This window comes from Luteibacter sp. OK325 (assembly GCF_003050935.1).
Lineage (GTDB): Bacteria > Pseudomonadota > Gammaproteobacteria > Xanthomonadales > Rhodanobacteraceae > Luteibacter.
In genome coordinates this window covers 107,132-130,685 of sequence record NZ_QAOX01000011.1, presented here as the reverse complement: position 1 = coordinate 130,685, position 23,554 = coordinate 107,132, and the positions used below count along the sequence as shown (strand labels likewise).

At 65.0% G+C, this 23,554-nt stretch carries 17 protein-coding genes; all 17 read left to right on the top strand.

Going from position 1 to position 23,554, the window contains the following annotated elements; all coding sequences use genetic code 11:
* Window positions 1-246: 246 nt before the first annotated feature.
* The 17 genes from pilG (at window position 247) to C8J98_RS19620 (ending at window position 23,521) form a co-directional block, all read left to right on the top strand.
* Window positions 247-648, top strand: a complete 402-nt coding sequence (pilG, locus tag C8J98_RS19700; RefSeq protein WP_046968465.1) for a twitching motility response regulator PilG — start codon at window positions 247-249, stop codon at window positions 646-648.
* Window positions 649-681: 33 nt separating this feature from the next.
* Entirely contained in the window at window positions 682-1,053 is a 372-nt protein-coding gene (locus tag C8J98_RS19695; protein WP_046968466.1) for a response regulator, read from the top strand.
* A 7-nt stretch (window positions 1,054-1,060) separates the two neighbouring features.
* Window positions 1,061-1,606, top strand: coding sequence for a chemotaxis protein CheW (locus C8J98_RS19690; protein ID WP_107915237.1), 546 nt, complete (start codon window positions 1,061-1,063; stop codon window positions 1,604-1,606).
* 219 nt (window positions 1,607-1,825) lie between these two features.
* A complete protein-coding gene (locus C8J98_RS19685; RefSeq protein ID WP_233260310.1) occupies window positions 1,826-3,808 on the top strand; it encodes a methyl-accepting chemotaxis protein in 1,983 nt (660 codons plus the stop codon).
* A 4-nt stretch (window positions 3,809-3,812) separates the two neighbouring features.
* Window positions 3,813-10,184: an Hpt domain-containing protein gene (locus C8J98_RS19680; protein ID WP_107915232.1), complete on the top strand. Its 6,372-nt coding sequence runs from the start codon at window positions 3,813-3,815 to the stop codon at window positions 10,182-10,184.
* Complete coding sequence (locus C8J98_RS19675; protein ID WP_107915231.1) at window positions 10,177-11,874, top strand: chemotaxis protein CheB; 1,698 nt, start codon at window positions 10,177-10,179, stop codon at window positions 11,872-11,874. Before C8J98_RS19680 ends, C8J98_RS19675 begins: the two co-directional genes overlap by 8 nt.
* Window positions 11,871-12,341: a chemotaxis protein CheW gene (locus C8J98_RS19670; protein ID WP_107915229.1), complete on the top strand. Its 471-nt coding sequence runs from the start codon at window positions 11,871-11,873 to the stop codon at window positions 12,339-12,341. The genes C8J98_RS19675 and C8J98_RS19670 overlap by 4 nt, the downstream gene beginning before the upstream one ends.
* A 157-nt stretch (window positions 12,342-12,498) precedes the next feature.
* Complete coding sequence (locus C8J98_RS19665; protein ID WP_107915227.1) at window positions 12,499-12,696, top strand: hemin uptake protein HemP; 198 nt, start codon at window positions 12,499-12,501, stop codon at window positions 12,694-12,696.
* A gap of 119 nt (window positions 12,697-12,815) precedes the next feature.
* A complete protein-coding gene (locus C8J98_RS19660) occupies window positions 12,816-13,379 on the top strand; it encodes a hypothetical protein (RefSeq protein WP_107915224.1) in 564 nt (187 codons plus the stop codon).
* 155 nt (window positions 13,380-13,534) lie between these two features.
* Window positions 13,535-14,806 (top strand): efflux RND transporter periplasmic adaptor subunit, encoded by a 1,272-nt coding sequence (locus C8J98_RS19655; RefSeq protein WP_107915222.1) that lies wholly within the window; start codon window positions 13,535-13,537, stop codon window positions 14,804-14,806.
* 35 nt (window positions 14,807-14,841) lie between these two features.
* A complete protein-coding gene (locus C8J98_RS19650) occupies window positions 14,842-15,552 on the top strand; it encodes an ABC transporter ATP-binding protein (RefSeq protein ID WP_107915220.1) in 711 nt (236 codons plus the stop codon).
* Between the two features lie 29 nt (window positions 15,553-15,581).
* Window positions 15,582-16,889: an ABC transporter permease gene (locus tag C8J98_RS19645; RefSeq protein ID WP_107915218.1), complete on the top strand. Its 1,308-nt coding sequence runs from the start codon at window positions 15,582-15,584 to the stop codon at window positions 16,887-16,889.
* 10 nt (window positions 16,890-16,899) lie between these two features.
* A complete protein-coding gene (locus tag C8J98_RS19640; protein WP_107915288.1) occupies window positions 16,900-18,120 on the top strand; it encodes an FtsX-like permease family protein in 1,221 nt (406 codons plus the stop codon).
* A 21-nt stretch (window positions 18,121-18,141) separates the two neighbouring features.
* Window positions 18,142-19,461: an ABC transporter permease gene (locus C8J98_RS19635; protein WP_107915216.1), complete on the top strand. Its 1,320-nt coding sequence runs from the start codon at window positions 18,142-18,144 to the stop codon at window positions 19,459-19,461.
* A 7-nt stretch (window positions 19,462-19,468) separates the two neighbouring features.
* Entirely contained in the window at window positions 19,469-20,686 is a 1,218-nt protein-coding gene (locus tag C8J98_RS19630; RefSeq protein WP_107915286.1) for an FtsX-like permease family protein, read from the top strand.
* Between the two features lie 90 nt (window positions 20,687-20,776).
* Window positions 20,777-22,111 carry a sigma-54 dependent transcriptional regulator gene (locus tag C8J98_RS19625; RefSeq protein WP_107915214.1) on the top strand — a complete coding sequence of 445 codons (1,335 nt, stop codon included), beginning with the start codon at window positions 20,777-20,779 and terminating at the stop codon, window positions 22,109-22,111.
* Between the two features lie 18 nt (window positions 22,112-22,129).
* Complete coding sequence (locus C8J98_RS19620) at window positions 22,130-23,521, top strand: ATP-binding protein (protein ID WP_107915212.1); 1,392 nt, start codon at window positions 22,130-22,132, stop codon at window positions 23,519-23,521.
* Window positions 23,522-23,554 lie beyond the last annotated feature (33 nt).

Below are 23,554 nucleotides of genomic sequence, written 5' to 3'. Positions count from 1 at the left end.
AAGATCAGGAAAGGTGCCAAGTCTAGTGGGGGAGGGGTCGCAATTTCACAAGGATTTGTCCCTTTAAGAACAATTCATCTTGACGGCGACCCGGCCAACCATTAAACAGCGAACGGGAGGAACGCCGAAGAGCGGGCCACCGGAGCCCAGGTTCCGGACGACGACCCAGCGCACGGATAAGCCGGCATGAAACCAGCTATCCTGCGGTGGGATTTGCGGTTTTTTTGTGCGTGCTACGGGGGCGCAGTGAACGAAAACGGACGTGGTACCGATCTGACCGGCTTGCGGGTCATGGTCATCGACGATTCGAAAACCATCCGACGCACGGCCGAGACCCTGCTGAAGAAGGAAGGCTGCGACGTTCTGACCGCGGTCGATGGGTTCGAGGCGCTGGCAAAGATTTCCGACCAGAAGCCGAACATCATCTTCGTCGACATCATGATGCCGCGCCTGGACGGCTACCAAACCTGCGCGCTGATCAAGAACAACGCTCAGTTCCGCGGAACGCCAGTGATCATGCTGTCCTCCAAGGACGGCCTGTTCGACAAGGCGCGCGGACGCATCGTGGGCGCGGAGCAGTACCTCACCAAGCCTTTTACTCGCGACGAACTCCTCGGCGCGATCCATCGCTATGCGACGGCAAGCTGATTCAAATCCGCTTAACGACGTCCAGGGGGACGTGTGGCAAACATTCTGATCATTGACGACTCGCCCACCGACGTACGCGTGTTCACCACGCTGCTGGAGAAGGCGGGTTTTTCCGTCTCCAGTGTCGACAACGCCGAGTCGGGCATCGACCGCATCCGTGCGAGCAAGCCCGACCTGGTCATCATGGACGTCATCATGCCCGGCATGAATGGCTTCCAGGCCACCCGAACGCTGAGCCGAGACCCGGCCACGGCGGACGTGCCCGTGGTGATGATCACGACCAAGTCCATGGAGACGGACCGCGTATGGGGGCTGCGCCAGGGCGCGAAGGCCTTCATCACCAAGCCGGTGAACGAGAAGGAATTGCTCTCGACCATCGCCAGCCTGCTGCCGAACAAGCATTGAGGGCGCCATGAGCGAGAACGCGGCACTTACGCCTTTCGAACTGCTCGCCCACTACGAACGCGCCTGCCTGGCGCACTCCGCGGGTGCGCCCGAACGGGTCGAATCGCTGGGCCTGTGGCGTGGCATCGGCTTCCGCATCGGTCGTCGTGCCTTCGTCAGCGGCATCGAAGAGATCAACGAACTGCTCGCCGTGCCGCCGCTGACCAACGTGCCGGGCACCCAGCCCTGGCTGATGGGCGTGGCGAACGTGCGCGGCAACCTCGTGCCGGCGATCGACCTGGGCCGTTTCCTGTTCGACGAACGCACGCCTTCGTCCGAACGTACGCGCCTGCTGTTGGTCCGCCAGCACGGCGGCACGGTGGGCCTGCTGGTCGACGAAGTGTTCGGCCAGCGCACCATGGACGAGGCACAGCGCGGTAGCGGTAGCGAGGAACATGATCCGCGCCTGGCGCGGTTCGTCGCCGAAAACGTCACGCTGGGCGAGCAATCGTTCGGGCTTTTCAGCATGAGCCGTCTGGCTCGTGCGCCGGATTTCCGGCAGGCGGCGCTGTAAAGCGTCTCCACGGGGGACGGGACGGCCGGGTGGCCGCCCCGCAACAGGATCGGCGGGGGCGGTAAACGCCCCTGCGATGGGAACGGAGGGGCGGCCAGTGCGGTCGCTTCGTCATGCCGACGACCTCATTCGGGGCGCCGGTGACTAGCTTTGCCAGGTTTGGTCGAGGTGAGTATGAGTACGACAACAGGGGGCGCAGGCCGGGAACGTGGTTACACGATGGTTATCGTGGCCCTGCTTCTGGCTATCGGTTTGGCGTCGGTCGACTTCTGGTGGCTGAACATCAAGAACGGTGAGGATCGCGAAGCCATCGCGCTGACGACCCAGGTGCAGGTGCTTTCGCAGCAGACCGCGAAGTACGCACTCGAGGCGTCCGACGGCAACCGCGATTCATTCCGCGAGCTGGCGGCCACGCGCAACACCATCGATTCGGCCGTGCAGCGACTGGTCAAGGGCGACGACAAGACCGGCATGCCTTCTTATGCCGAGAACGACGCGACGCCGTCCGGCCGCTCGGTGGGCGCCCTGGCCAATGCCTGGCACCAGCTCGACGCGGACATCGGCAAGATTCTCTCGAACAAGGACCTGGTCCTGAGTTCGGGTGAGCGCGCCGACCTGTTCTCCAAGCAGATGCCTTTGCTGAACTCGCGCACGGACGAAGTGCTGAACATCGTCCAGCAGAAGAATGCATCGTCCGAACAGACCTTCACCATCGCTCGCTGGATGCTGATGGCTGACCGCATGATCCGCCGTGTGCAGGAAATCCTGCAGGGTGGCGATGGCGCGCAGTCCGCCGCCGACGGTCTCTCCCGCGATGCGCAGCTGTATGGCGCGGTCCTCAAGGGCCTGATCGACGGCAACGCCGACGGTGGCGTCCGTGCGATGACCGACACCAACGCACGCAAGATCCTGGAAGGCATGCAGACCTCCTGGGGCGACCTGGTCGATCCGGTGGCCCAGCTGGTTGCGGCGTCGCCCAACCTGCAGGACGTGAAGCGCGCCGGTAACCAGGCCTCGCTCGACTCGCAGACCGTTTTGCTTCGCGCGAACGAGTCCGCGGACCAGATCGCCAAGAAGTTCCGCCTCTTCCCGAACGTGGGTTGGGGCCTGGTCGGCGCACTTGCCACGGTGGCCTTCGCGCTGCTGCTCGTCGTCACCCTGGTGCGTGACCAGCGCCAGCGCCTCGAGAGCACGTCGGAGCTCAACCAGCGTAACCAGACCGCGATTATGCGGTTGCTGGACGAGATGGGTACGCTCGCCGAAGGCGACCTGACCATCAAGGCCACGGTGACCGAGGACATCACGGGTGCTATCGCGGACGCCATGAACTCCGCAGTCGACGAGATGCGCAACCTCGTGACCACGATTAACGAGACGGCGGTTCGCGTCTCGGCGGCGGCACAGGAAACGCAGGCGACCGCCATGCATCTGGCCGACGCGGCGGAACAGCAGGCTCAGCAGATCACCTCGGCGACCTCGGCGATTAACCAGATCGCTACCTCGATGGATACCGTGTCCAAGGATTCCGCGGAGTCGGCCGACGTGGCGCAGCGCTCGGTGCAGATCGCATCGCGCGGCGCGGAAGTGGTGCGCGAGACGATTCAGGGCATGGACTCGATCCGTGACCAGATCCAGGAAACCTCGAAGCGAATCAAGCGACTGGGCGAATCGTCGCAGGAAATCGGCTCGATCGTCGAACTGATTAACGACATCGCCGAGCAGACCAACATCCTCGCGCTCAATGCAGCCATCCAGGCGGCCTCCGCCGGTGAGGCGGGTCGCGGTTTCGCGGTCGTCGCCGACGAAGTGCAGCGCCTCGCCGAACGCTCGGCGAGTGCGACCAAGCGAATCGAAACGCTGGTGCAGACCATTCAGTCCGATACCAACGAGGCGGTCAGCTCGATGGAGCAGACCACCGCCGAGGTGGTGGCTGGTGCTCGACTGGCGGAGGACGCGGGTACCGCGCTGGGAGACATCGAGCGCGTATCGAACGATCTGTCGGCGCTGATTCAGAACATCTCCGCGGCGGCACGCCAGCAGTCCGCTGCGGCGACCGACACCTCGGCAACGATGAACGTCATCCAGGAGATCACGTCGCAGACGTCGTTGGGCGCGAGCCAGACGGCGGAATCGATCGGCAACCTGGCCCAGCTCGCGAACGACCTGCGCCTGTCCGTCGCGAACTTCAAGCTGCCGGGCTGATGCAGTGAGACTTCAAGACCATACCGATTTCACCACGCTGCATTGGGTCAAGGCGGAGCTCGACGACGCCCTGTCCAAGGCACGCCAGGCCCTCGAGTCGTATGTCGAGGATTCTCGCGACGCCTACGTCATGCACACCTGTGCCGCCGACCTGCACCAGGTCCACGGCACGCTGCGTATGGTCGAGCTCTATGGCGCCGCGATGGTTGTCGGCGAAATGGAGCAACTGGTCGCCGCGCTCATCGACGATCGCGTCGCTCATCGTGATGACGCCTATGCCGCGCTGATGCGCGGCATGATGCAGATGCCCGATTACCTCGAGCGTCTGCAAAGCGGTCACCGCGACGTGCCGATCGTGCTGCTGCCCCTGCTCAACGACCTGCGCGCCAGCCGTGGCGAGCAGTCGCTGCACGAATCGGCGCTGTTCACGCCCAACCTCGACACCATGCTGCCGATCGGTGCGCCCGGTGCGAGCGACCCGTCCGTAGCCGAGGCGCATCGCGCCGAGCTGGCCGAGTTGCGCGTGCGTTTCCAGCAGCAGTTGCTTGCCTGGTTCCGCGGGCAGGGCAACGAACGCCAGTTGCTTGGCATGCGTGCCACGCTCGATGCCATCGCCGCGCGCTGCTACACGATCGCCGGCCGTCGCCTTTGGTGGATTGCCGCCGGCGTGCTCGAAGGCCTCGAGCGCGGCGTGTTACGTGCCCATGAAAAAGACGTCCGCCAGCTGATCGGCCGCGTCGATCGTTCCATCCGTGAGCTCGTCGAGGGTGGTGAAGAAGTCCTCCTCACCGGTGAATCCGACGATCTCGCCCGCAAGCTCCTCTACTACGTCGCCCAGGCCAAGACTGGCAGCGACCGTATTGAAGAACTGCGTCAGACCTATCGCCTGGATGGCCTGCTTCCGCGGGCTGCCGAGCTCGAACACGCCCGTGGCTCGATGTCCGGGCACAACCGCGCGCTGCTCGACACCGTATCGGCGGCGATCAAGGAAGACCTGCTGCGGGTGAAGGAATCGCTCGACCTTTTCCTGCGTCGTCCCGATGGCGATCCCGCGCAGCTCGGCCCGCAGGCCGAGGTGCTCGACCGCGTCGGCGACACGCTGGGCATGCTTGCCCTGGGCGTGCCGCGTCGCGTCGTCGGCGAACAGCGCCGGATCCTTGGCGAAATCGCCACGGGCCAGCGTTCTCCGGACGAAGAGTCGCTACTCGACGTCGCCGGTGCACTGCTTTACGTCGAAGCCTCGCTGGACGACCACATCGAGCGTCTCGGTGCGGAGGGCGAGGGCGAAGTCCAGGCATCCGACTCGGGCCCGTCGCCGCTGCCGCGTAGCGAAGCGCGACACATCCTCTCCACCCTGATGCGAGAGGCCACGGCCAACACCTCCAGGGTGAAGGACGCGATCGTCGCGTTCGTGGAGTCCTCATGGGACCACGCGCAGCTCGAAGGTACGCCCGAACTCATGGGTGAGATCGGTGGTGCCATGAACATGCTCGGTGCCCCGCGTCCGGCCGAGCTGGCCGATGGCATCGGCCTGTTCATCCACCGCGAGCTGCTCGGTGACCGGCGTGTGCCCAACGGCGCGCAGATGGATCGGCTTGCCGATGCGCTGGCCGCGCTCGAGTACTACCTGGAAGCGGCCCGCGAACATCGCGGCGGCCTCGAGCACATCCTCGACGTGACCCAGCAGAGCCTGGCCGAGCTCGGCTACTGGCCGGTGCCGGTCGTCGGAGCGCCGGAGTCGCTCGGCGACGCCGCGCTGGAAGCTATCGACACAGCAGCCGTCGAACACATCGCCGTGCCATCGACCAGTGTCGATGCAGGCGAGACCGTGTCCAGTTTCGCCGAGACCTTCGACCTGCTCGACGAGCCGCCCACCGAGGCAGAGATCCAGGCGACGCAGGCGCATGCCAGCGAAGCCGTGACGCACGACGTGGCAGCCGCCGCGACGGGCGAGGAAGACTGGGTCGAAATCGAAGAGGAAGTCGAGCAGGAAGTCGGAGGCAGCGGCAATGCCGAGTTCGCCGGCTTCCAGATCACGGTCGACGGCATCGACGACGAGATCCGCGAGATCTTCCTCGAGGAAACCGAAGAGGAAATCGGCAACCTGCTCGCCGCGCAGGAGGCATGGCTCAAGGATCCCGAGCGGATCGAGGCGCTGGTGCCGATCCGTCGTTCATTCCACACGTTGAAGGGTTCCGGACGCCTCGTCGGTGCCCGCCTGCTGGGCGAGTTCGCCTGGAAGGTCGAGAACATGCTCAACCGCGTGCTCGATCACACCATTACCCCGCACGACGGCGTGCAGGCGCTCATCCGCCACGCGGTGGATGCGCTGCCGCAGCTGAAGTCGGCACTCGAAGGCGAGTCCACGCCGGGCGCGCCGATCGCCGCCATCATGGAGACGGCCGATCGCCTGGGGATGGGCGACAGTGCCTTTGTCGAAGACGTCGCGAAGAGCTCGGTCCACACCGTTCGCACCAAGGTCAAGCGTCGCGTACCGCGCGACACCATTGCCGCGGTGCCGACGGCCGCCTTCGCCGGTTATGGTCACACACCGTCGGAGCCTGTCGAAGCCGCGCTGATGGATCCGCCGTACGTGGCACCGCCGTTGCCTCCGGTCGATGCCGTACTGCTGGACATCCTGCGTACCGAGGTAGCCCAGTACCTGCACGTGATCCGCGCCAACCTCGCGCTCGCCGGCGACGGCGAACTGCCGGTGGACGACGGCTTGCTGCGCGCCGTGCATACGCTGCACGGTGCCATCGGCATGGTCGACATCCCGGTGCTCATCCAGGTACTCGCGCCGCTCGAGGGACTGATCAAGCGCGTCCGTGCCAGCGGCGTGCCGCTGCGCCCGGCCGGTGTCGATGCCCTCACGGACGCGGCCGACCTGGTCGACCACGTCATGGAGCAGTTCGACGCACCGGATCCGCGTGTTCCCGATGTTTCCGATCTTGCCGCGCAGATCATCGCGCTGCGTGACGAGCAGCCAGAAGCCACGGTAGCCCACATCCTGTACGAGCCGGATCCGCAGCCGCTGGAAGACGAAGTGGTGGCGGAGGCTTCGGTCGTTCATCACGACGAAGCGCCGGTCGTCCACGAAGAAGCGCCGGTCGTACACGACGAAGCCCCGGTCGCCTTCGAGGAACCCGAGACCGTCGAGGCTGCCGAAACTATCGAAGCCTCCGACGCTGTCGAAGCACTCGAGACCCTCGAGGAATCCGGGACGTTCGACGCTCCCGAGACGGTGGAGCACACGCACGTTCACCACGAGCTGCTCTCGTTCGACGAGACGCCGGTCGAGGCCGACGACGCTGTTGTGACGCCGGAGAATCTCGAAGCCGAGCTCGAAGCCATGCTGGCGGGCGAACTCGCCGCGCGCGAAGCCGCCGCGGCCGAGCGTGCACAGCCTGCTGCCCCGGTCGACGCGCTGGAGGAGAACGATGCCATCCCGGCCATCGATCTCTCCCCGATCGACCTGACCGACGATACGGCCGATCTCACCGCCGAGTTGCTTGCTTCGCTCGAAGGCTTCCAGATCGACAAGCCGGAAGGTGAGGTCAAGCCGATCCTGAAGTACGACGCGGAAGAAGACGCCGCGTGGCGCTCGCTCATCGGCGATCTCGCCGACGAAACACCTGCCACGGAAGAAGCCCTGCCGCAGCCGATGTCGCTCGACGGTGAGGTACTGCACAGCACCGATGGCCTGGTCGAGCCGCGTCTGGTCGACGACGAGGAGATCATTGACGAGACCGCGTCGGAAGAGGAGGGCTTCCTCGCCGATGAGGCTTTCGCCTCCATCGAACCCACGGAGCTCACCGATATCGAGGAGACCGTGGGTGTCGCCGCGAACGTCGACGAGCCATCGGACGAACCCGTCGTCATCGAGGACCAGTCTCACGAACCTGTCGCCGTGCCGGTACACACGCCGGTCGAGCAGCCGGTCGTTGCCATGGTTCCGGAGCTCTCTCCCTACGCGGACATCGACCCCGATCTGCTCGAGGTGTTCGTCGAAGAAGGCCGCGAGATCCTCGATCACGCTGACGGCGCCCTTGCGGCGTGGCGTATCGAACCGCAGACGGCGGAGCACATCACCGCCCTGCAGCGTGACCTGCATACGCTCAAGGGCAGCGCACGCATGGCCGGCCTGGCTGTGGTGGGCGATCTCGCCCATGCGATGGAAGCCTTGCTGGACGCCGTGGCCGGTGGTCAGCGCGACAGCGATCGCCCGTCCATTGAAGCGACCGAGGTAGGCTTCGACCGTCTGCACGGGATGATCCAGAGCATTGCGCTGGGTCGCGCCATCACGCTTAACGACGCCGATATCGAGCCGTTCGCACGCCTGGCCGGTGCGCCGATCGCGCCGGACACGCTTACCGCCGAAAGCTATCGCGAAGAGCGCGAAGCCGCGATCATCACGGTCGAGCCTGCGCCGATCCCCGGCTTCGAACCGCTGGCCGACGTCGAGACGATTCCTGTCCTCGACCGCGACCTGCCGGAGCTGTTGCCGGAGTTCGAGGAAGAAGAACTTCAGCGTTCGTCGCAGGAGCAGATCCGCGTTCGCGCAGACATGCTCGATACGCTGGTGAACCATGCCGGTGAGGTGTCGATCTACCGTTCGCGCCTGGAACAGCAGACGGCCAGCTTCCGTTCGACGCTCACCGAACACGAACAGACGGTCAGCCGCCTACGCAGCCAGCTGCGCATGCTCGAGATCGAAACCGAGGCGCAGATCATCGCGCGCTACCACCAGGAGCACCGCGAAACGGGTGCGACGAACTTCGATCCGCTCGAGCTCGACCGCTTCTCGCAGCTACAGCAGTACTCGCGAGCGCTGGCCGAGTCGGTATCCGATCTGGTGTCCCTGCAGACGATCCTCGACGAGCTGACCCGTCAGTCCGAAAACCTCCTGCTCCAGCAGCAGAGGGTGAACGCGGAACTGCAGGAAGGTCTCATGCAGACGCGCATGTTGCCGTTCGACGCGATGGTGCCCAACCTGCGCCGTACGCTGCGCCAGGCGGCCGGCGATGTCGGCAAGCGGGCCCAGCTGGTGGTGGAGGGTGCGAACGGTGAAATGGATCGCAACATGCTCGACCGCATCAAGGCGCCGTTCGAGCACATGCTGCGCAACGCGGTCGCCCACGGCATCGAGTCGCCCGAGACACGCGAATCCACCGGCAAGAACCCGGAAGGTACCGTGCGTATCCAGGTGTCGCGTGAAGCGACCGAGGTGGTGGTACGTCTGTCCGACGACGGCGCCGGCATGGATCGCGACGCGATCCGGGCCAAGGCGATCGAACGCGGCCTGCTGCGTCCGGAAGCCCGCGTCTCCGACGACCAGATCTTCCAGCTCACCCAGGTGCCCGGTTTCTCCACCGCGGAGAAGGTTACCCAGGTGGCGGGTCGTGGCGTCGGCATGGACGTTGTTGCGAACGAGATCAAACAGCTCGGCGGTACCCTCGGTATCGAATCGCAGAAGGGCGTTGGCACGACGTTCGTGATGCGCCTGCCATTCACCCTCGCGGTGACCCAGGCCCTGATCGTCCGTATCGGCGAAACCAACTTCGCGATCCCGATGACCTCGGTACACGGTGTGGCGCGCGTCGCTCCCAATGAGCTCGCGCACCGCATGGCCGATGCCAATCCGGGCTTCGACTACCTCGGCGACGACTACACCATTCACGATCTGCCGCAGCTCCTTGGCGTGCACGTGATCTCCTCGCCCGAGGAAGGCGATGTTCCGCTGCTGCTGGCCCGCTCGGGTGACTTGCGTGCCGCGATCCGCGTCGATGCCGTACTCGGTTCCCGCGAAATCGTGGTCAAGCCGGTGGGCCCGCAGGTCAGCTCGGTGCCGGGCATCCTCGGTGCGACGATCATGGGCGACGGTTCGGTGCTGATGATTCTCGACCTCGCACCGATGGTGCGCCACGGCGTGGCACGCCGCGCGTTCGAGGCCGAGGCCGCCGTACCTCACGCACCGCGCGTCCAGGACGAAGTACGCGTGAAGCCCTTGGTCATGGTGGTTGACGATTCGATCACCATGCGCAAGGTCACCGGTCGTGTGCTGGAACGTCACGAGTTCGAAGTGATGACGGCGAAGGATGGCGTGGACGCCCTCGAGAAGCTCAACGAGCGCGTGCCTGACCTCATGCTGCTCGATATCGAGATGCCGCGCATGGATGGCTATGAACTGGCGACGCAGATGAAGGCGGATGAACGCCTGGCGGGTGTGCCGATCATCATGATCACCTCGCGTACCGGCGATAAGCATCGCCAGCGCGCGTTCGACATCGGCGTCGACCGCTACATCGGCAAGCCGTACCAGGAGAACGACCTCATCGTGCAGATCAATGACGTGCTCGGAGTGACCCATGGCTGATCGCGAGCCGTCGGTCGCACTGCTGTTCGACGACGCGGCGCTTGCCGCACACCTGCGCGACGCCCTCGTCGCGCATGGTGCGCGGATCGTCTACGAGTCGGACCTGCGGGCCTTCGCTCCGGCCGAACTGGTCGGCTCGTCCGCCGACGTGGTCGTGGTCGATCTCGACGATCCCAGCGATGGCGATCTCGACCGTCTCTACGACACGGTCGAAGGCGGCCATCCGCGCCTCGTTTTCAATGATGCCGATGCCAGCCGCAATCTGGAAGGCTGGGATCGCGCCCGTTGGGCCCGACATCTTGCTGCCAAGCTGGTTGGCGCCAATCCCATGGATCCGCCGCGCCCCGAAGACGCACGCGCCATCGAGCCGCGTGTCGAAGCGATCGCCGGGGTGGCCGCACCGGCCGAGGAACGCTTCGACGAACCGCTGGTGGACGATCTCGCCATCACCGGCAGTCATGGCTACGCGGAAACGCCGATGCCTGTCAGCGAGGAAGACGAGCCCGCCACGGCCCGCGCCGACGACCTCGCCGACTCCCTGAATTTCTCCACGCCGCTGGACGAAGCGCCGGAAGACGGTGAGGGCACCGATCCGCTGGTGCTCGCGGCGGAACTCGAAGCCTTGCTGGCCGACAGTGACGCGAACACGATCAACGGTTCCGATGGCCTGGAAGATGTTCCGTCCGCGCCGCTGGAGCTAACCGAGCTGGCGTCGCTGGATCTCTCCGGATTCGAAGTGGTGGATGAGGCGCCGCCGCCGGCTACTGCGGTGGAACGCGAGTTCGATGTCGGCCAGTTCAGCCTGGCGGGTGACGACGAGGGCACATCGGCCGCGTCCAACGAGCATTCAATCCAGATTGAATCACGCGCCACGGAATACGTGCCGGCACCGGCTCCCGAGTGGGACCTGGTCGATCACGATACGATCGTCATCGAGACGCCGGCGCACGGAAAGCCCGCCGATTTCGGCATCGAGACGATCAGTGCCGCCGAGTACCTCGCTCAGGATATCGTCGACGACGGCTCGCACGGCCTCCAGGCTGGGTTGTCACTCGAGCTCGTGTCGCTCGAAGAGGCGATCGCGCCGCGTACCGATGGCGAGTTCTCGCATGAGATGTTCCTCGAAGGTACGTCGCGCGCCGTTCGTCGCGTCGTCGCCCTTGGCGGTGCGCGTGAAAGTGAATCGACGGTGGCCGCCTTCGTCGCCGCATTGCCCAAACGCATGCCTGCGGTGATCCTGGTCGCCGTGCATCACGACGTCGATCCGAGCGGTTTCGCGCAGCGGCTGGGCCGCGCCCGCGTGGCGACGGATGGCTCGCACACGGAACACGGTGAGATTCTCGTGGTGCCGCGTGGTTCGCATGTCCAGATCCGTCGCGACGGCAGCGTCACCGTACGCGAGGACGGTAGCCCGGCATCCGCGACAGGGCCGTCCATCGACGGCATCTTCAGCACGCTCGCCGGCGGCTTTGGTTCGGACGCGCTGGCGATCGTCTTCGCTGGTCGTGGCAACGATGCCGTCGCCGGCTCGCAGGCGGTGTATGACGCCGGTGGCCGCGTATGGGTCGAGACCGTCGCTGCCGACGTGGAAGCAGGACACATGGTCGCCGGCATTCGCGAGGAACGCGTGGCCGGCTTCGCCGGCGACGTTCACGCGCTGGCGCAGAAACTGATCGAGGAATTCCCATGAGCGAGCCGTTACCGCGCGAAATCCGCTGCGTACTGATTCCCAGCGGCGGCGTTCGCCTGCTGTTGCCGAACGCCGCGGTAGCCGAAGTGATCACGCTGGCCGGTGTCGAACCGGTCGCCGACGCGCCGCAGTGGCTGGTCGGGCGCATTGCGTGGCGTGGCTGGCGGATTCCGCTGGTGAAGTTCGACCACGTCGCTGCGTTGCCGGAAGACGGCGGCGCGCAGGCGCCTCGCGTGGCGGTGCTGAAGGGCGTGACCAACCACCCGGACATGCCGTATATCGCGGTGCTCACGCACGGCTTTCCTCGGCTGACCACGCTCAACGCGGAACTGCTCCTGCCCACGCACGACGGCCACGATCTCCCCTTCGGCGTCCGCGCCCGCGTCCTCGTCCGCGACGACACGGCGGTGATTCCGGACCTGGAAGCCCTGGAAGCGACACTGCTGGATATGCACGCCGAGGCTTGATAGGTGGAAGCCGCTTTATATGTGGGAGCCGCTTCAGCGGCGATGGCAGGTCAACGCAAGCCCGACTCAGGTCGGGCTTTTTTGTGAGCCACCCCCCTTGACGTGTAAATGAGAATCGTTATCATCAAAGCCGAACCCTCAGACCCGGAGCCCGGCCATGTTGATGAGAACGCTTCCCCTGACCGATAACGGCGGCCGTGACAAAGTCGTCGCGCTGCGTGCCACCCCCGCCGTTGCCCGTCGTATCGAAAGCACGCGTCTGCTCGATGGCTCGCGGGAGCTCGTCATTGAGCACCAGGGCAACGAATACCACCTGCGCCTCACGCGCAATGACAAGCTCATCCTTACCAAGTAAGGGCCTACCCCAACAGGGCCCGCTTCAATAGGGACAACCTCCCCGACGCCAAGCCACGCGGGCCCTCCCAGGCCACCCAGCCAGGCATCCCATTCCGGCAGTCACCCGGGAGACGCACTATGTTCGGCTGGTTAGCTTCCTTCGGCATGCACTCGCGCGCCCGTTCTATCCCCACCACGCGCTGGCTGGCCATCACGCCGCGTACGTTGGTGGAAGGTCTTGGCCAGCTCGGTGGTGTGTTGTACCTCGCCCCGGGATCCGCTGTCTGTCCGCTGCCGGACAACACGCCGTCCGGTTGCCTTGTCGAGTCGGTAGACCTCGCGCCGTTGCTTGCGACGCGTTACGTTGGCCTCACCTGCGCGATCACCGCGGAGGGCCCGCGTGAGTGGATCGATTGCGTGGGCGGGCAGGGCGAAGCCCTCGCCCGGATCTACCTGCTGCCTGATACGGACTACCTCGCCTGGGACGGTCTCTTCGTGGATGCCACGCCCGTCGAAGCGCCGAACCGCGAACTGCCCGATCGCGAGTGGCTGCGTGCCTCGCGGGCCCGCGTTCTCTGCTTCACCCGTCGGCGCCTGGTTGGCTTCACTGTGCTCGGCGCGCGCGACGTGCTGATCTCATCGCTGGGCCGTGGTGTGGCGCGCGACATAGCGGTCTCGGAGTCGGTGGGTATTACCGTCTGAGCCACCGCCTGTCCGACCGGCGCAGTGTCCGGACACTTTGTCCGCGGACACGGCGCTGCTCTCCAAGGAGCGCCGTAACTCACTGTTTTAATACAATGTAATGGCTTGGCACGCCGCTTGCTCTCTTCCCCTCAAGAGAATCCAGGGAAGCCAGCATGATCCGCGATACCTCCGCCACGGACCGCCTCGTCGAAGTCGGTTCCAACCGTAAACGCAAGCTGATCTACATCGGCGCCGGCATTGCCGCAGTCGCCGCGCTTGCCTTCGCGGCCCCCCATGTCGCCACGATGTTCTCCGCCGACAGCTCGGTGAGTGCCTCCCGCCTCAGCTTTGCCACGGTGACGCGCGGACCCTTCGTCCGCGACATCGCCGCCGAAGGCAAGGTCGTCGCCGCGGTAAGCCCCACTTTGTACGCCACCTCCGCCGGTGCGGTGGTGCTGACCGTGCATCCGGGCGACGTGGTGAAGAAGAATCAGGTGCTTGCTGTGATTACCAGCCCTGACCTCGCCGCCAAGCTGGCCCAGGAACGCTCGGCCGCGGATGCCGCGAAGGTGGATTTCCTGCGTTCACAGGTGGACGCCACGAAGAAGCGTTCGGAGCTGCAGAAGGCCTACGACAACGCGGTGATCGACCAGACTGCCGGCCAGCGCGATCTCAAGCGCTACGAGGGCGCTTACGGCAAGGGGGCGGTTCCCGCCGCGGCGGTCGACACGGCAAAGTCCACGCTGGACAAGGCCAACGTAACGGTGAAACACGCTCAGTCCGACCTCGCCACGGACAATGGCAGCCTGACCTTCGACATCCAGGCGAAGAAGCTTGCCTACGACCGCCAGGTGCTGCTCGTGCAGGACCTCGAGCGCCAGGTGGAAGAACTCAACGTGAAGTCGCCGGTCGACGGCCAGGTGGGCCAGGCGTTCATTGCCGAACGCGCTACGGTCGCCAAGGACGCACAGCTGGTCAGCGTGATCGATCTGTCCGCGCTGCAGGTGGAAATGAAGGTGCCGGAGAGCTTCGCGCGTGATCTCGCCATCGGCATGCCCGGTGAGATCAGTGGCAACGGCAAGGTGTGGAGCGGCAAGGTAAGTGCGATCTCGCCCGAAGTGGTCAACGGAGAAGTCGCTGCGCGCCTGCGCTTCGACGGCGCCACGCCCAGCCAGCTTCGCCAGAGCCAGCGCCTCTCCGTACGCGTACTGCTCGACAAACGCGACAACGTGCTCACCGTGCAGCGCGGTTCGTTCGTCGACGAAAGCGCCGGCCGTTATGCCTTCGTCGTCGCCGACGGCATGGCCGATCGTCGCGACATCCGGGTCGGTGCGAGCAGTATCGACAAGGTCGAAATCCTGAGCGGCCTGAAAGAGGGCGACAAGATCGTCATCTCCGGTGCCGACACCTTCGGTGACGCGAAACACGTCGCCATCAGCCGCTGATCCAACCTCATTCCCTTACCAACGAAGGAACCGCCATGCTCAAGATGACCCATCTCGCCAAGGTCTACCGCACGGAAGTCGTCGAGACCTACGCCCTGCGCGACTTCAACATCGACGTGAAGGAAGGCGAGTTCGTCGCCGTGACCGGACCGTCGGGTTCGGGCAAGACCACATTCCTGACGATCGCCGGCCTGCTCGAAACCTTTACCGGCGGCCAGTACCACCTGGACGGCGTCGAAGTCAGCCAGCTCGACGACAACGCCCGTTCGCGAATCCGCAACGAGAAGATCGGCTTCATTTTCCAGGCCTTCAACCTGATTCCCGACCTCAACGTGTTCGACAACGTGGAAGTGCCGCTGCGCTATCGCGGCATGAAGGCGGCCGAGCGCAAGCAGCGGATCATGGATGCGCTGGAGCGTGTGGGTCTCGCTTCGCGTGCCAAGCACTATCCGGCTGAGCTCTCCGGTGGTCAGCAGCAGCGCGTCGCCATCGCCCGCGCACTCGCCGGTTCGCCGCGCCTGCTTCTGGCCGATGAGCCGACCGGTAACCTCGACACGCAGATGGCCCGCGGCGTGATGGAACTACTCGAGGAGATCCATCGCGAAGGCGCCACCATCGTCATGGTCACCCACGATCCCGAACTCGCCGCGCGCGCGCAGCGCAACGTGCACGTGATCGACGGCCAGGTCGTCGACCTCTCCGAAGAGCCGCGTTTCCACACGCAGCCGCACGTCGCCCTTTCCTGATCCGTCCGCCCAACGTTCCGGGGACACTCATGTTCAGTTACTACCTCCAGCTCGGCCTGCGCAGCCTCCGCCGCAATCCGGTCCTCACCGCATTGATGGTGATGGCCATCGGTTTTGGCGTCGCCGCCTCGATGACGACGTACTCGGTGTTCCGCGCGACGTCGCAAGATCCGATACCGCAGAAGTCGAGCCAGCTGTACAACACCCAGCTGGACAACCGGGGTCCCGACAAGCTCGAGAAGGGCGAGCCGCCGCCGGCGCTTTCCTATAAAGACGCGACGGCGCTGCTGCGAGCGCATAAGGCGAAACGGCAAGCGGTCACGTACCCCATCGGCGTTTCGGTGATTCCCGACAACCCGTCCCGCCTGCCGGTACGCGAGGGTGCATACGCCACGGGCGCTGACTTCTTCCCGATGTTCGACGTGCCGTTCATCCAGGGGACTGGCTGGACGCTCGAGGACGACGAGAAACATGCCAGCGTCGTGGTCATCGCCAAGTCCCTCAACGACAAGTTGTTCGACGGCGGCCAGAGCGTCGGCAAGCAGATGAACATCGACGGCCACCTGTATCGCATTACCGGCGTGATCCAGGACTGGGCACCGCAGCCCTTGTTCTTCGACGTGCCTAATACGGGCGGTTTTGACGATGGCGCCCAGGTGTACGTGCCATTCACGCGCGCCGTCGACCTGAAGCTGCCGAATGCCGGCAATAACAGCTGTACCGAAGAGCCGGGCGAAGGCTGGGACAACTACCTGCGCTCGGAATGCATCTGGCTGTCGCTGTGGAGCGAACTGCCTACGAAGGCGGAAGCGGAAACGTACCGTCAGTACATCGAGGGCTATGCCGCCGACCAGCAACGCGCGGGCCGCTTTAGCTGGGCGCCGAACATCAAGGTGCGCGACGTGCCGACCTGGCTGGACGTACAGCACGTAGTGCCGAAGGAGTCCCAGGTTTCCCTGATCGTTTCGCTGGGCTTCCTGGTTATCTGTCTCGTCAACACCGTCGGCCTGCTATTGGCCAAGTTCATGCGCCGTGCGCCGGAGATCGGGGTGCGCCGGGCACTGGGCGCGTCGCGCAAGGACATCTACGCGCAGTTCCTGATTGAGGCGGGAACGATCGGCGTCGCTGGTGGTGTACTTGGACTCATCCTTACCGGGGTTGGCATCCTTGGCGTCGGACTGGTTTTCCCCGAACCGGTAGCCCGCTTGGCAAAGCTCGATCCGGTGTTGATCCTGATCACCCTGGTTGTCGCGATCGTGGCCTCGCTGATCGCAGCCTTCTATCCCACATGGCGCGCCGCACAGGTCCAGCCGGCCTGGCAGCTGAAATCCAACTGAGGACATGATCATGCAGATCAAGCCCATTCTTTCCGCGTTGCGCCGGCACAAGGCAGGCACGATCCTCATCGCGCTGCAGATCGCGCTCACCCTCGCCATCGTTTGCAACGCCCTGTTCATCGTGCATGAGCGGGTCGACAAGGTGAACCGCACGACGGGCCTGGACGAGACGAATCTGATCGCCATCGGTAACGACTACGTCGGCGCCCCGGAGACCTTCGCCCCCCTGATGAAAACCGATCTGCAGACGTTGCGGTCTCTCCCCGGCGTGGTCGATGCGTATGTCACCAACGCATATCCGCTGCGCCAGGGTGGCTGGTCCACCGGCGTGCAGACGGACCCGGATTCGAAGAAGGAGGGCATTTCCACGGCGCTGTACTTCGGCGACGACCATGCGCTGAAGACGCTCGGCGTCCGACTGATCGCCGGTCGCAACTTCAACGCGGGCGAAACGCAGACCGTCAAGCGAGAGCAGCAACCCGGTTCGCCGCAGATCATCGTCACCAAGGCGCTGGCCGACAAGGTCTTTCCGGACGGCAACGCGCTGGGTAAGGTGGTTTACCTCGCCAAGGGAAAGCCCTCGACGATTATCGGTATCGTCGAGAAGCTCACCTCGCCGTGGATTGAAAACAACTACGTGGACGGCGACTACGTCGTCATCATGCCGGTGATCTTCGATAGCAGCTTCCAGAACTTCCTCGTGCGTACCCAGCCGGGGCAGGAAGATGCGGTCTTCAAGGCTATCCCGCAGGCTTTGTACGCGGTCAACCGCATGCGCGTGCTTCCGGAGAAGCTCGGTGTTCGCCGGTTCGAGGATGTTCGAGCCCGTGCGTATGAGGCCGATCGCGGCATGGCGATCCTCATGAGCGTGGTCTGTGGCGTGCTGCTGGCCATCACGGCGGCGGGCATCGTCGGCCTGTCCAGCTTCTGGGTCGGCCAGCGCCGCAAGCAGATCGGCGTGCGCCGTGCGCTTGGCGCACGGCGCAGCGATATCCTCAGCTATTTCATGACCGAAAACTTCCTCATCGCCCTGGTCGGCGTGGTTGTCGGCGTGGTGCTGGCGGTGGGTCTCAGCCAGTGGATGTTCACGCACTTCGAGATGAAACGTCTTTCGCTCACCTATGTCGGCATCGGGGTGGTGGCCTTGCTCGCCCTCGGCCAGGCCGCGGTATTCGCACCTGCGCTGCGCGCATCGCGGGTGTCGCCGGTCGAGGCCACGCGCAGCGTCTGACGGGTCATCACGGAGAACGGAATGTTCGGTTATTACATGGAACTCGCGCTCCGCAGCCTGAAGCGGAGCAGGGCACTGACGGCACTGATGATTCTCGCGATCGCCCTCGGCATCGGGGCGTGCATGACCACGCTTACCGTGCTGCATGTGCTGTCGGGTGATCCTCTGCCGGGGCGCAGCGCGTCGATCTTTTATCCTCAAATGGATCCGCGGGACATGAAAGACTACGCGCCGGACCAGGCGTCCCCGAGCCAGAGATTTCCCAGGCAACTGACCTGGGTCGACGGCATGAACCTGCTGCACTCGCGTCGCGCGGATCATCAGGCCTTGATGGTCGGTGGCCAGGTGGCCGTGCAGGCGGCGGGACAGCGCATGGATCCCTTCCTCTCGTCGTCGCGTTACACCACCGCCGACTTCTTTCCGATGTTCGGCACGCCGTTCCGCTACGGCAGGGGATGGACCTCTGCGGAGGACGATAGCCGTTCGCGCGTTGTCGTGATCGGTAGCGATCTCAACGACAAACTCTTCCACGGCGAGGACAGTACCGGTCGCGTGATCCACGTCGACGGACGCGATCTGCGTGTGATCGGCGTCCTCGAGCCCTGGCGTCCGGCCCCGCATTTCTTCGACCTGAACGTGGGAACGTACTCCGGAGAGGAAGGTGTTTTTATCCCGCTCTCGACGGCTCGCGACTTCCTGCTCGCGCGGGCCGGCGGCATCCAGTGCTGGGGGAAGGGCTCGGGCGACGAGAGCACCCTGGAAAGCTCCGACTGTGCGTGGCTACAGTTCTGGGTGGAGCTCGACAGGCCGGAAAAGGTAGCGGCCTATCGTGATTTCCTCTCCCATTACGCCGCAGAGCAGAAAGCCATCGGACGCTTCGAGCGTCCCGCCAACACGCGCATGCTCGACCTCATGGGCTGGCTGGACAACGAGAAGGTCGTGCCAAGCGATGTGCGTCTGCAGGTCTGGCTGGCGCTCGCTTTTTTCCTCGTCTGCCTCATCAATACCGTGGGCCTGATGCTGGCGAAGTTCATGCGTCGCTCGGGCGAGGTCGGCGTTCGGCGCGCGCTGGGCGCGTCGCGCGTCAGCGTGTTCGCGCAGTTGCTGACCGAAGCCGGGATGGTCGGCCTTGTCGGTGGCATCGCCGGGCTCCTGCTGTCCTGGATGGGCCTGTGGCTGGTCAGGTTGCAACCGGTGTCCTACGCGAAACTGGCGCACCTTGACCTGACGATGCTCTGCCTGACCTTCGTGGTCGCGATCGGCGCGACGGCCATCGCCGGTGTGCTGCCCGCGTGGCGTGCCTGCCGTGTGGCCCCCGCGCTGCAACTGAAGAGCCAATGACATGCTGATGGAAATTGGTCCGATCTTTTCCGCCTTGCGCAGGCACCGGCTCACCGCCAGCCTGGTGGTGCTCGAGATCGCACTCACCTGTGCGATCGTCTGCAACGCTGTCTTTCTCGTGGGTGACCGCCTGGCGATCGCGGATACTCCCAGCGGTATCGACGAGGCCAACGTGGTGCACATCGTCGCTTCCGACATCGGCAGGCATGGTGACGACCACGCCCGAACCGAGGCTGATCTCGCCGCGCTGAGGGCAATCCCGGGCGTCATGGCCGCCACGATCAGCAATAGCGTGCCTTTTGGCGACACCAGCTGGGGCAGCAACCTCAACCTTGCGCCCAACCAGCGAACGTCGACCGTGGACGTGAAGAATTTCTACGGCGAGAGCGTCGGCGAGACGCTTGGCACGCATCTCGTGGCCGGACGCTTTTTTGAGCCAACCGAGTACGTCTGGCTCGATGACCTTGTGGCAGGCAAGGCCAAGCCGGCGGCGGTCATCGTGATTACGCAAGGCCTGGCCCGGCACCTCTTCGGCGACGCATCGGCGCTCGGCCGTTCGGTCTGGGCCGGTAGCAGCGACACGGAGATGCGTGTGGTCGGCGTGGTGGACCGGCTCGCCGCTGCAGGCGGCGTGGATCGCTCCGATGTCGAGCTAACGACGCTGATGCCCTGGCGCGAGAGTACGTCGGTCGGGGGCTCCTTCATCATTCGCAGCCAGCCAGGGCAGGCCGACCGGGTACTGGCGCTGGCCGTGGAGACATTGAAGAAGATCGACCCGCGACGCGTCATCGTCAAGAAGGAGACCTACAAGGCCATCCGTGACGATCGTTTCGCCGGTGACCGCGCCATGGCCGGCTTGCTGGTAGCGGTCTGCGTGATCCTGCTGATCGTTACGGCGCTGGGCATCGTCGGCCTGGCCAGTTTCTGGGTTGGCCAACGCCGCCGCCAGATCGGCGTGCGCCGCGCCCTGGGCGCGCGCCGGGTGGATGTACTGCGTTATTTCCAGACCGAGAACTTCCTGCTCGCCAGCATGGGAATCGTGATCGGCATGGCCCTGGCTTACGGCATCAATCTGTTCCTGATGCGCGAGTATGAATTGCCCCGGCTGCCCCTCGTCTACCTGCCCATTGGCGCGGTGCTGCTCTGGCTGCTCGGTCAGGTGGCCGTCCTCGCACCGGCGCTCCGTGCCGCCTCGGTTCCCCCGGTGGTCGCCACCCGTGGCTAGAATGAGTCCTGGCTTGAACAAAAAAATGTGCCGACGGGTTACAACCCTTTCGGTGGGGGAAGCATCCATGGCTGCATGCGAAGGGTACAGATGCGCTGCGTATTGATTATCGACGACAACCCCGCCGTGGGCGAGGCGCTGTCGCTCGCGCTTTCGCTGCGGGATATCCGCCCCCTCGTGGCGATGACGCCCGAGGATGGTCTCGCCACGCTTGCGACCGAACGCGTGGACGTGGTCATCCAGGACATGAACTTCACGGCGGACACGACGTCCGGCGAGGAGGGCGTGGCCCTGTTCAAGGCGATTCGCGGCCGGTACACCGACCTGCCGGTGATCCTGCTCACGGCCTGGACCCACCTGGAAGCCGCGGTGGAGCTGGTCAAGGCCGGTGCCGCGGACTATCTGGCCAAGCCCTGGGACGACACCAAGCTGCTCGCCACGGTCGAGAACCTGCTCGAGCTTTCCGAATCAACGCGCGAAGTGACCCGCGCCCGTGTCGAGCGCCGCAAGCGCCGCGAGGTTCTGGAAGGCCGCTACGACCTCGACGGCCTGGTGTTCGCTTCGGAAGCCATGAGCCGCACCATCGAACTGGCCTGCCAGGTGGCGCGTTCCGACGTGCCGGTGCTGATCACGGGGCCGAACGGTTCGGGCAAGGAGCGCATCGCGGCCATCGTTCACGCCAACTCGGCCGTGCGCCGTGGTCCGTTCGTCGCGGTCAACTGCGGCGCGCTGCCGGGTGAATTGATCGAGGCCGAACTGTTTGGCGCCGAGGCAGGCGCCTACACCGGTGCCAACAAGGCGCGTGAAGGCCGCTTCGAGATGGCCGACGGCGGCACGCTGTTCCTCGACGAGATCGGCAACCTGCCGCTGCCGGGCCAGATGAAACTACTGCGCGTGCTGGAGACGGGGCAGTTCGAACGTCTCGGGTCGGGCCGTACGCGACAGGCGAAAGTGCGCGTGCTCAGCGCGACCAACGCGGACCTCAAGGCGATGATCGCGGCAGGTACCTTTCGCGAGGACCTGTATTACCGCCTCAACGTGATCGACGTGAACCTGCCGGCGCTGGCCGACCGCACGGACGACATCCTGCCCCTGGCCGAGTTCTTCCTCGCTGGCCAGGCCGAGCTCAGCGAAGACGCGCGCGAAGCGCTGCTTTCCCATCCCTGGCCGGGCAACGTGCGCGAGTTGAAGAATGCGATCGCCCGCGCGGCGCTGCTCGCCAGTGAAGGGCGCATCGAACCAGGCCACCTGAACCTGCCGCCGCCCGCGCCAAGCGTGAGTCGCAACCTCGATGAGCCCAGCCGCGAGTCGGTCGAAGCGGCCCTGGCCACGGCCGGTGGCGTGGTCAGCCGCGCTGCGAGCAATCTTGGCCTGTCGCGACAGGCGCTGTACCGGCGCATGGAGCGCTACGGACTGGCGGTGTGATCTGCTAGCGTCCCGGCCATGAAGACGCTCTCGCTTGAAGGACGGATGACCCTGGTCGTTGCCGGTTCGGCGATCGTCGGCGCGCTGGTGTTCGCCGGCGTGTCGATCTGGCCGTTTCCGCAGCTGGTGGCATGGATGCGCGAAGCGCCCGCCAAGGGCGGCAAGCTCCCCGATGCCGTCCCTGTCGAATTCTTCGACGGGGGAACGGCGCTGATGATCTGCCTCCTCGTGCTGGTACCGCTTTCGGTGTGGGTCGCCCATGCGCTGGTGGAGCCCCTGCGGCGTCTGGTACGCGCGCTGGAAAGCGCCGTGGCGAGCTATCGCGACGGCGACTTCAGCATGTCGATCGGCACCACGCGACGCGATGAGCTCGGCGACCTGATTCGCATGCACAACGCGCTAGGGCAGACCCTGCGCGACCAGCGCCAGCATCTGGCCCAGCGTGAACTACTGCTCGATACCGTGGTGCAGAACACGCCGGTGGCGCTCGTGCTCACCGATGCGGCGGATAACGTCACCTACGCGAACATCGCGGCGCGGCATCTGTTCAACGAAGGGCGTTCGCTGGCGGGTCTGGATTTCTCCACCGTGCTCGCAAGCATGCCCGAAAGCCTGCGTGACGCGGCAGCGACCGGTGAGGACGCCTTGTTCTCGGTCGAGATGGAAGGCAGTGAGGAAACCTTCCACCTGTCCCAGCGAGGGTTCCGCCTGCAGGGGCGTCCGCATCGGCTGCAGCTATACCGACGCATGACGCGCGAGCTGTCCCGGCAGGAAGTGCATACGTGGAAGCGTGTGATCCGCGTCATCAGCCATGAGCTGAACAATTCGCTGGCGCCTATTTCGTCCTTGTCGCACTCCGGCGCGGAGCTCGCCCGGCGTGGCGACCTCGCGCGGCTGCCCGGCGTCTTCGCCTCGATCGGCGATCGCGCGAAGCACCTGCATACGTTCATTTCCGGCTATGCGAGCTTCGCGAAGCTGCCTAGTCCACAGGCAAGGGCGGTGCCGTGGGGGCCGTTCCTTGACGCGCTCGGACTGCACGCTTCATTCCGCATCGTAGCGCCACCGCCCGAACACCCGGGCTGGTTCGACACGACCCAGGTGGAGCAGGTCCTGATCAACCTGATCAAGAATGCCCACGAGGCAGGTGGCGAATCGAATGAGGTCACGGTTGCGGTGCACGCTGTTGGCCGCGAAACGTTGATCGAAGTATCCGACCGTGGCCCCGGCATGAGCGAGACCGTGCTGGCCCAGGCCTTATTGCCGTTCTACTCGACCAAACGCTCGGGTACAGGTCTTGGGCTGGCCCTGGCGCGCGAGATTTCCGAGGCCCACGGTGGGCGCATCGCACTGGCCAACCGCGAGGGCGGTGGGTTACGCGTCACCCTGGTTCTTCCTGCTGGAGCGCACTGACATCGTCCTCTTTTCGAGGTGAATCAGGTCGGC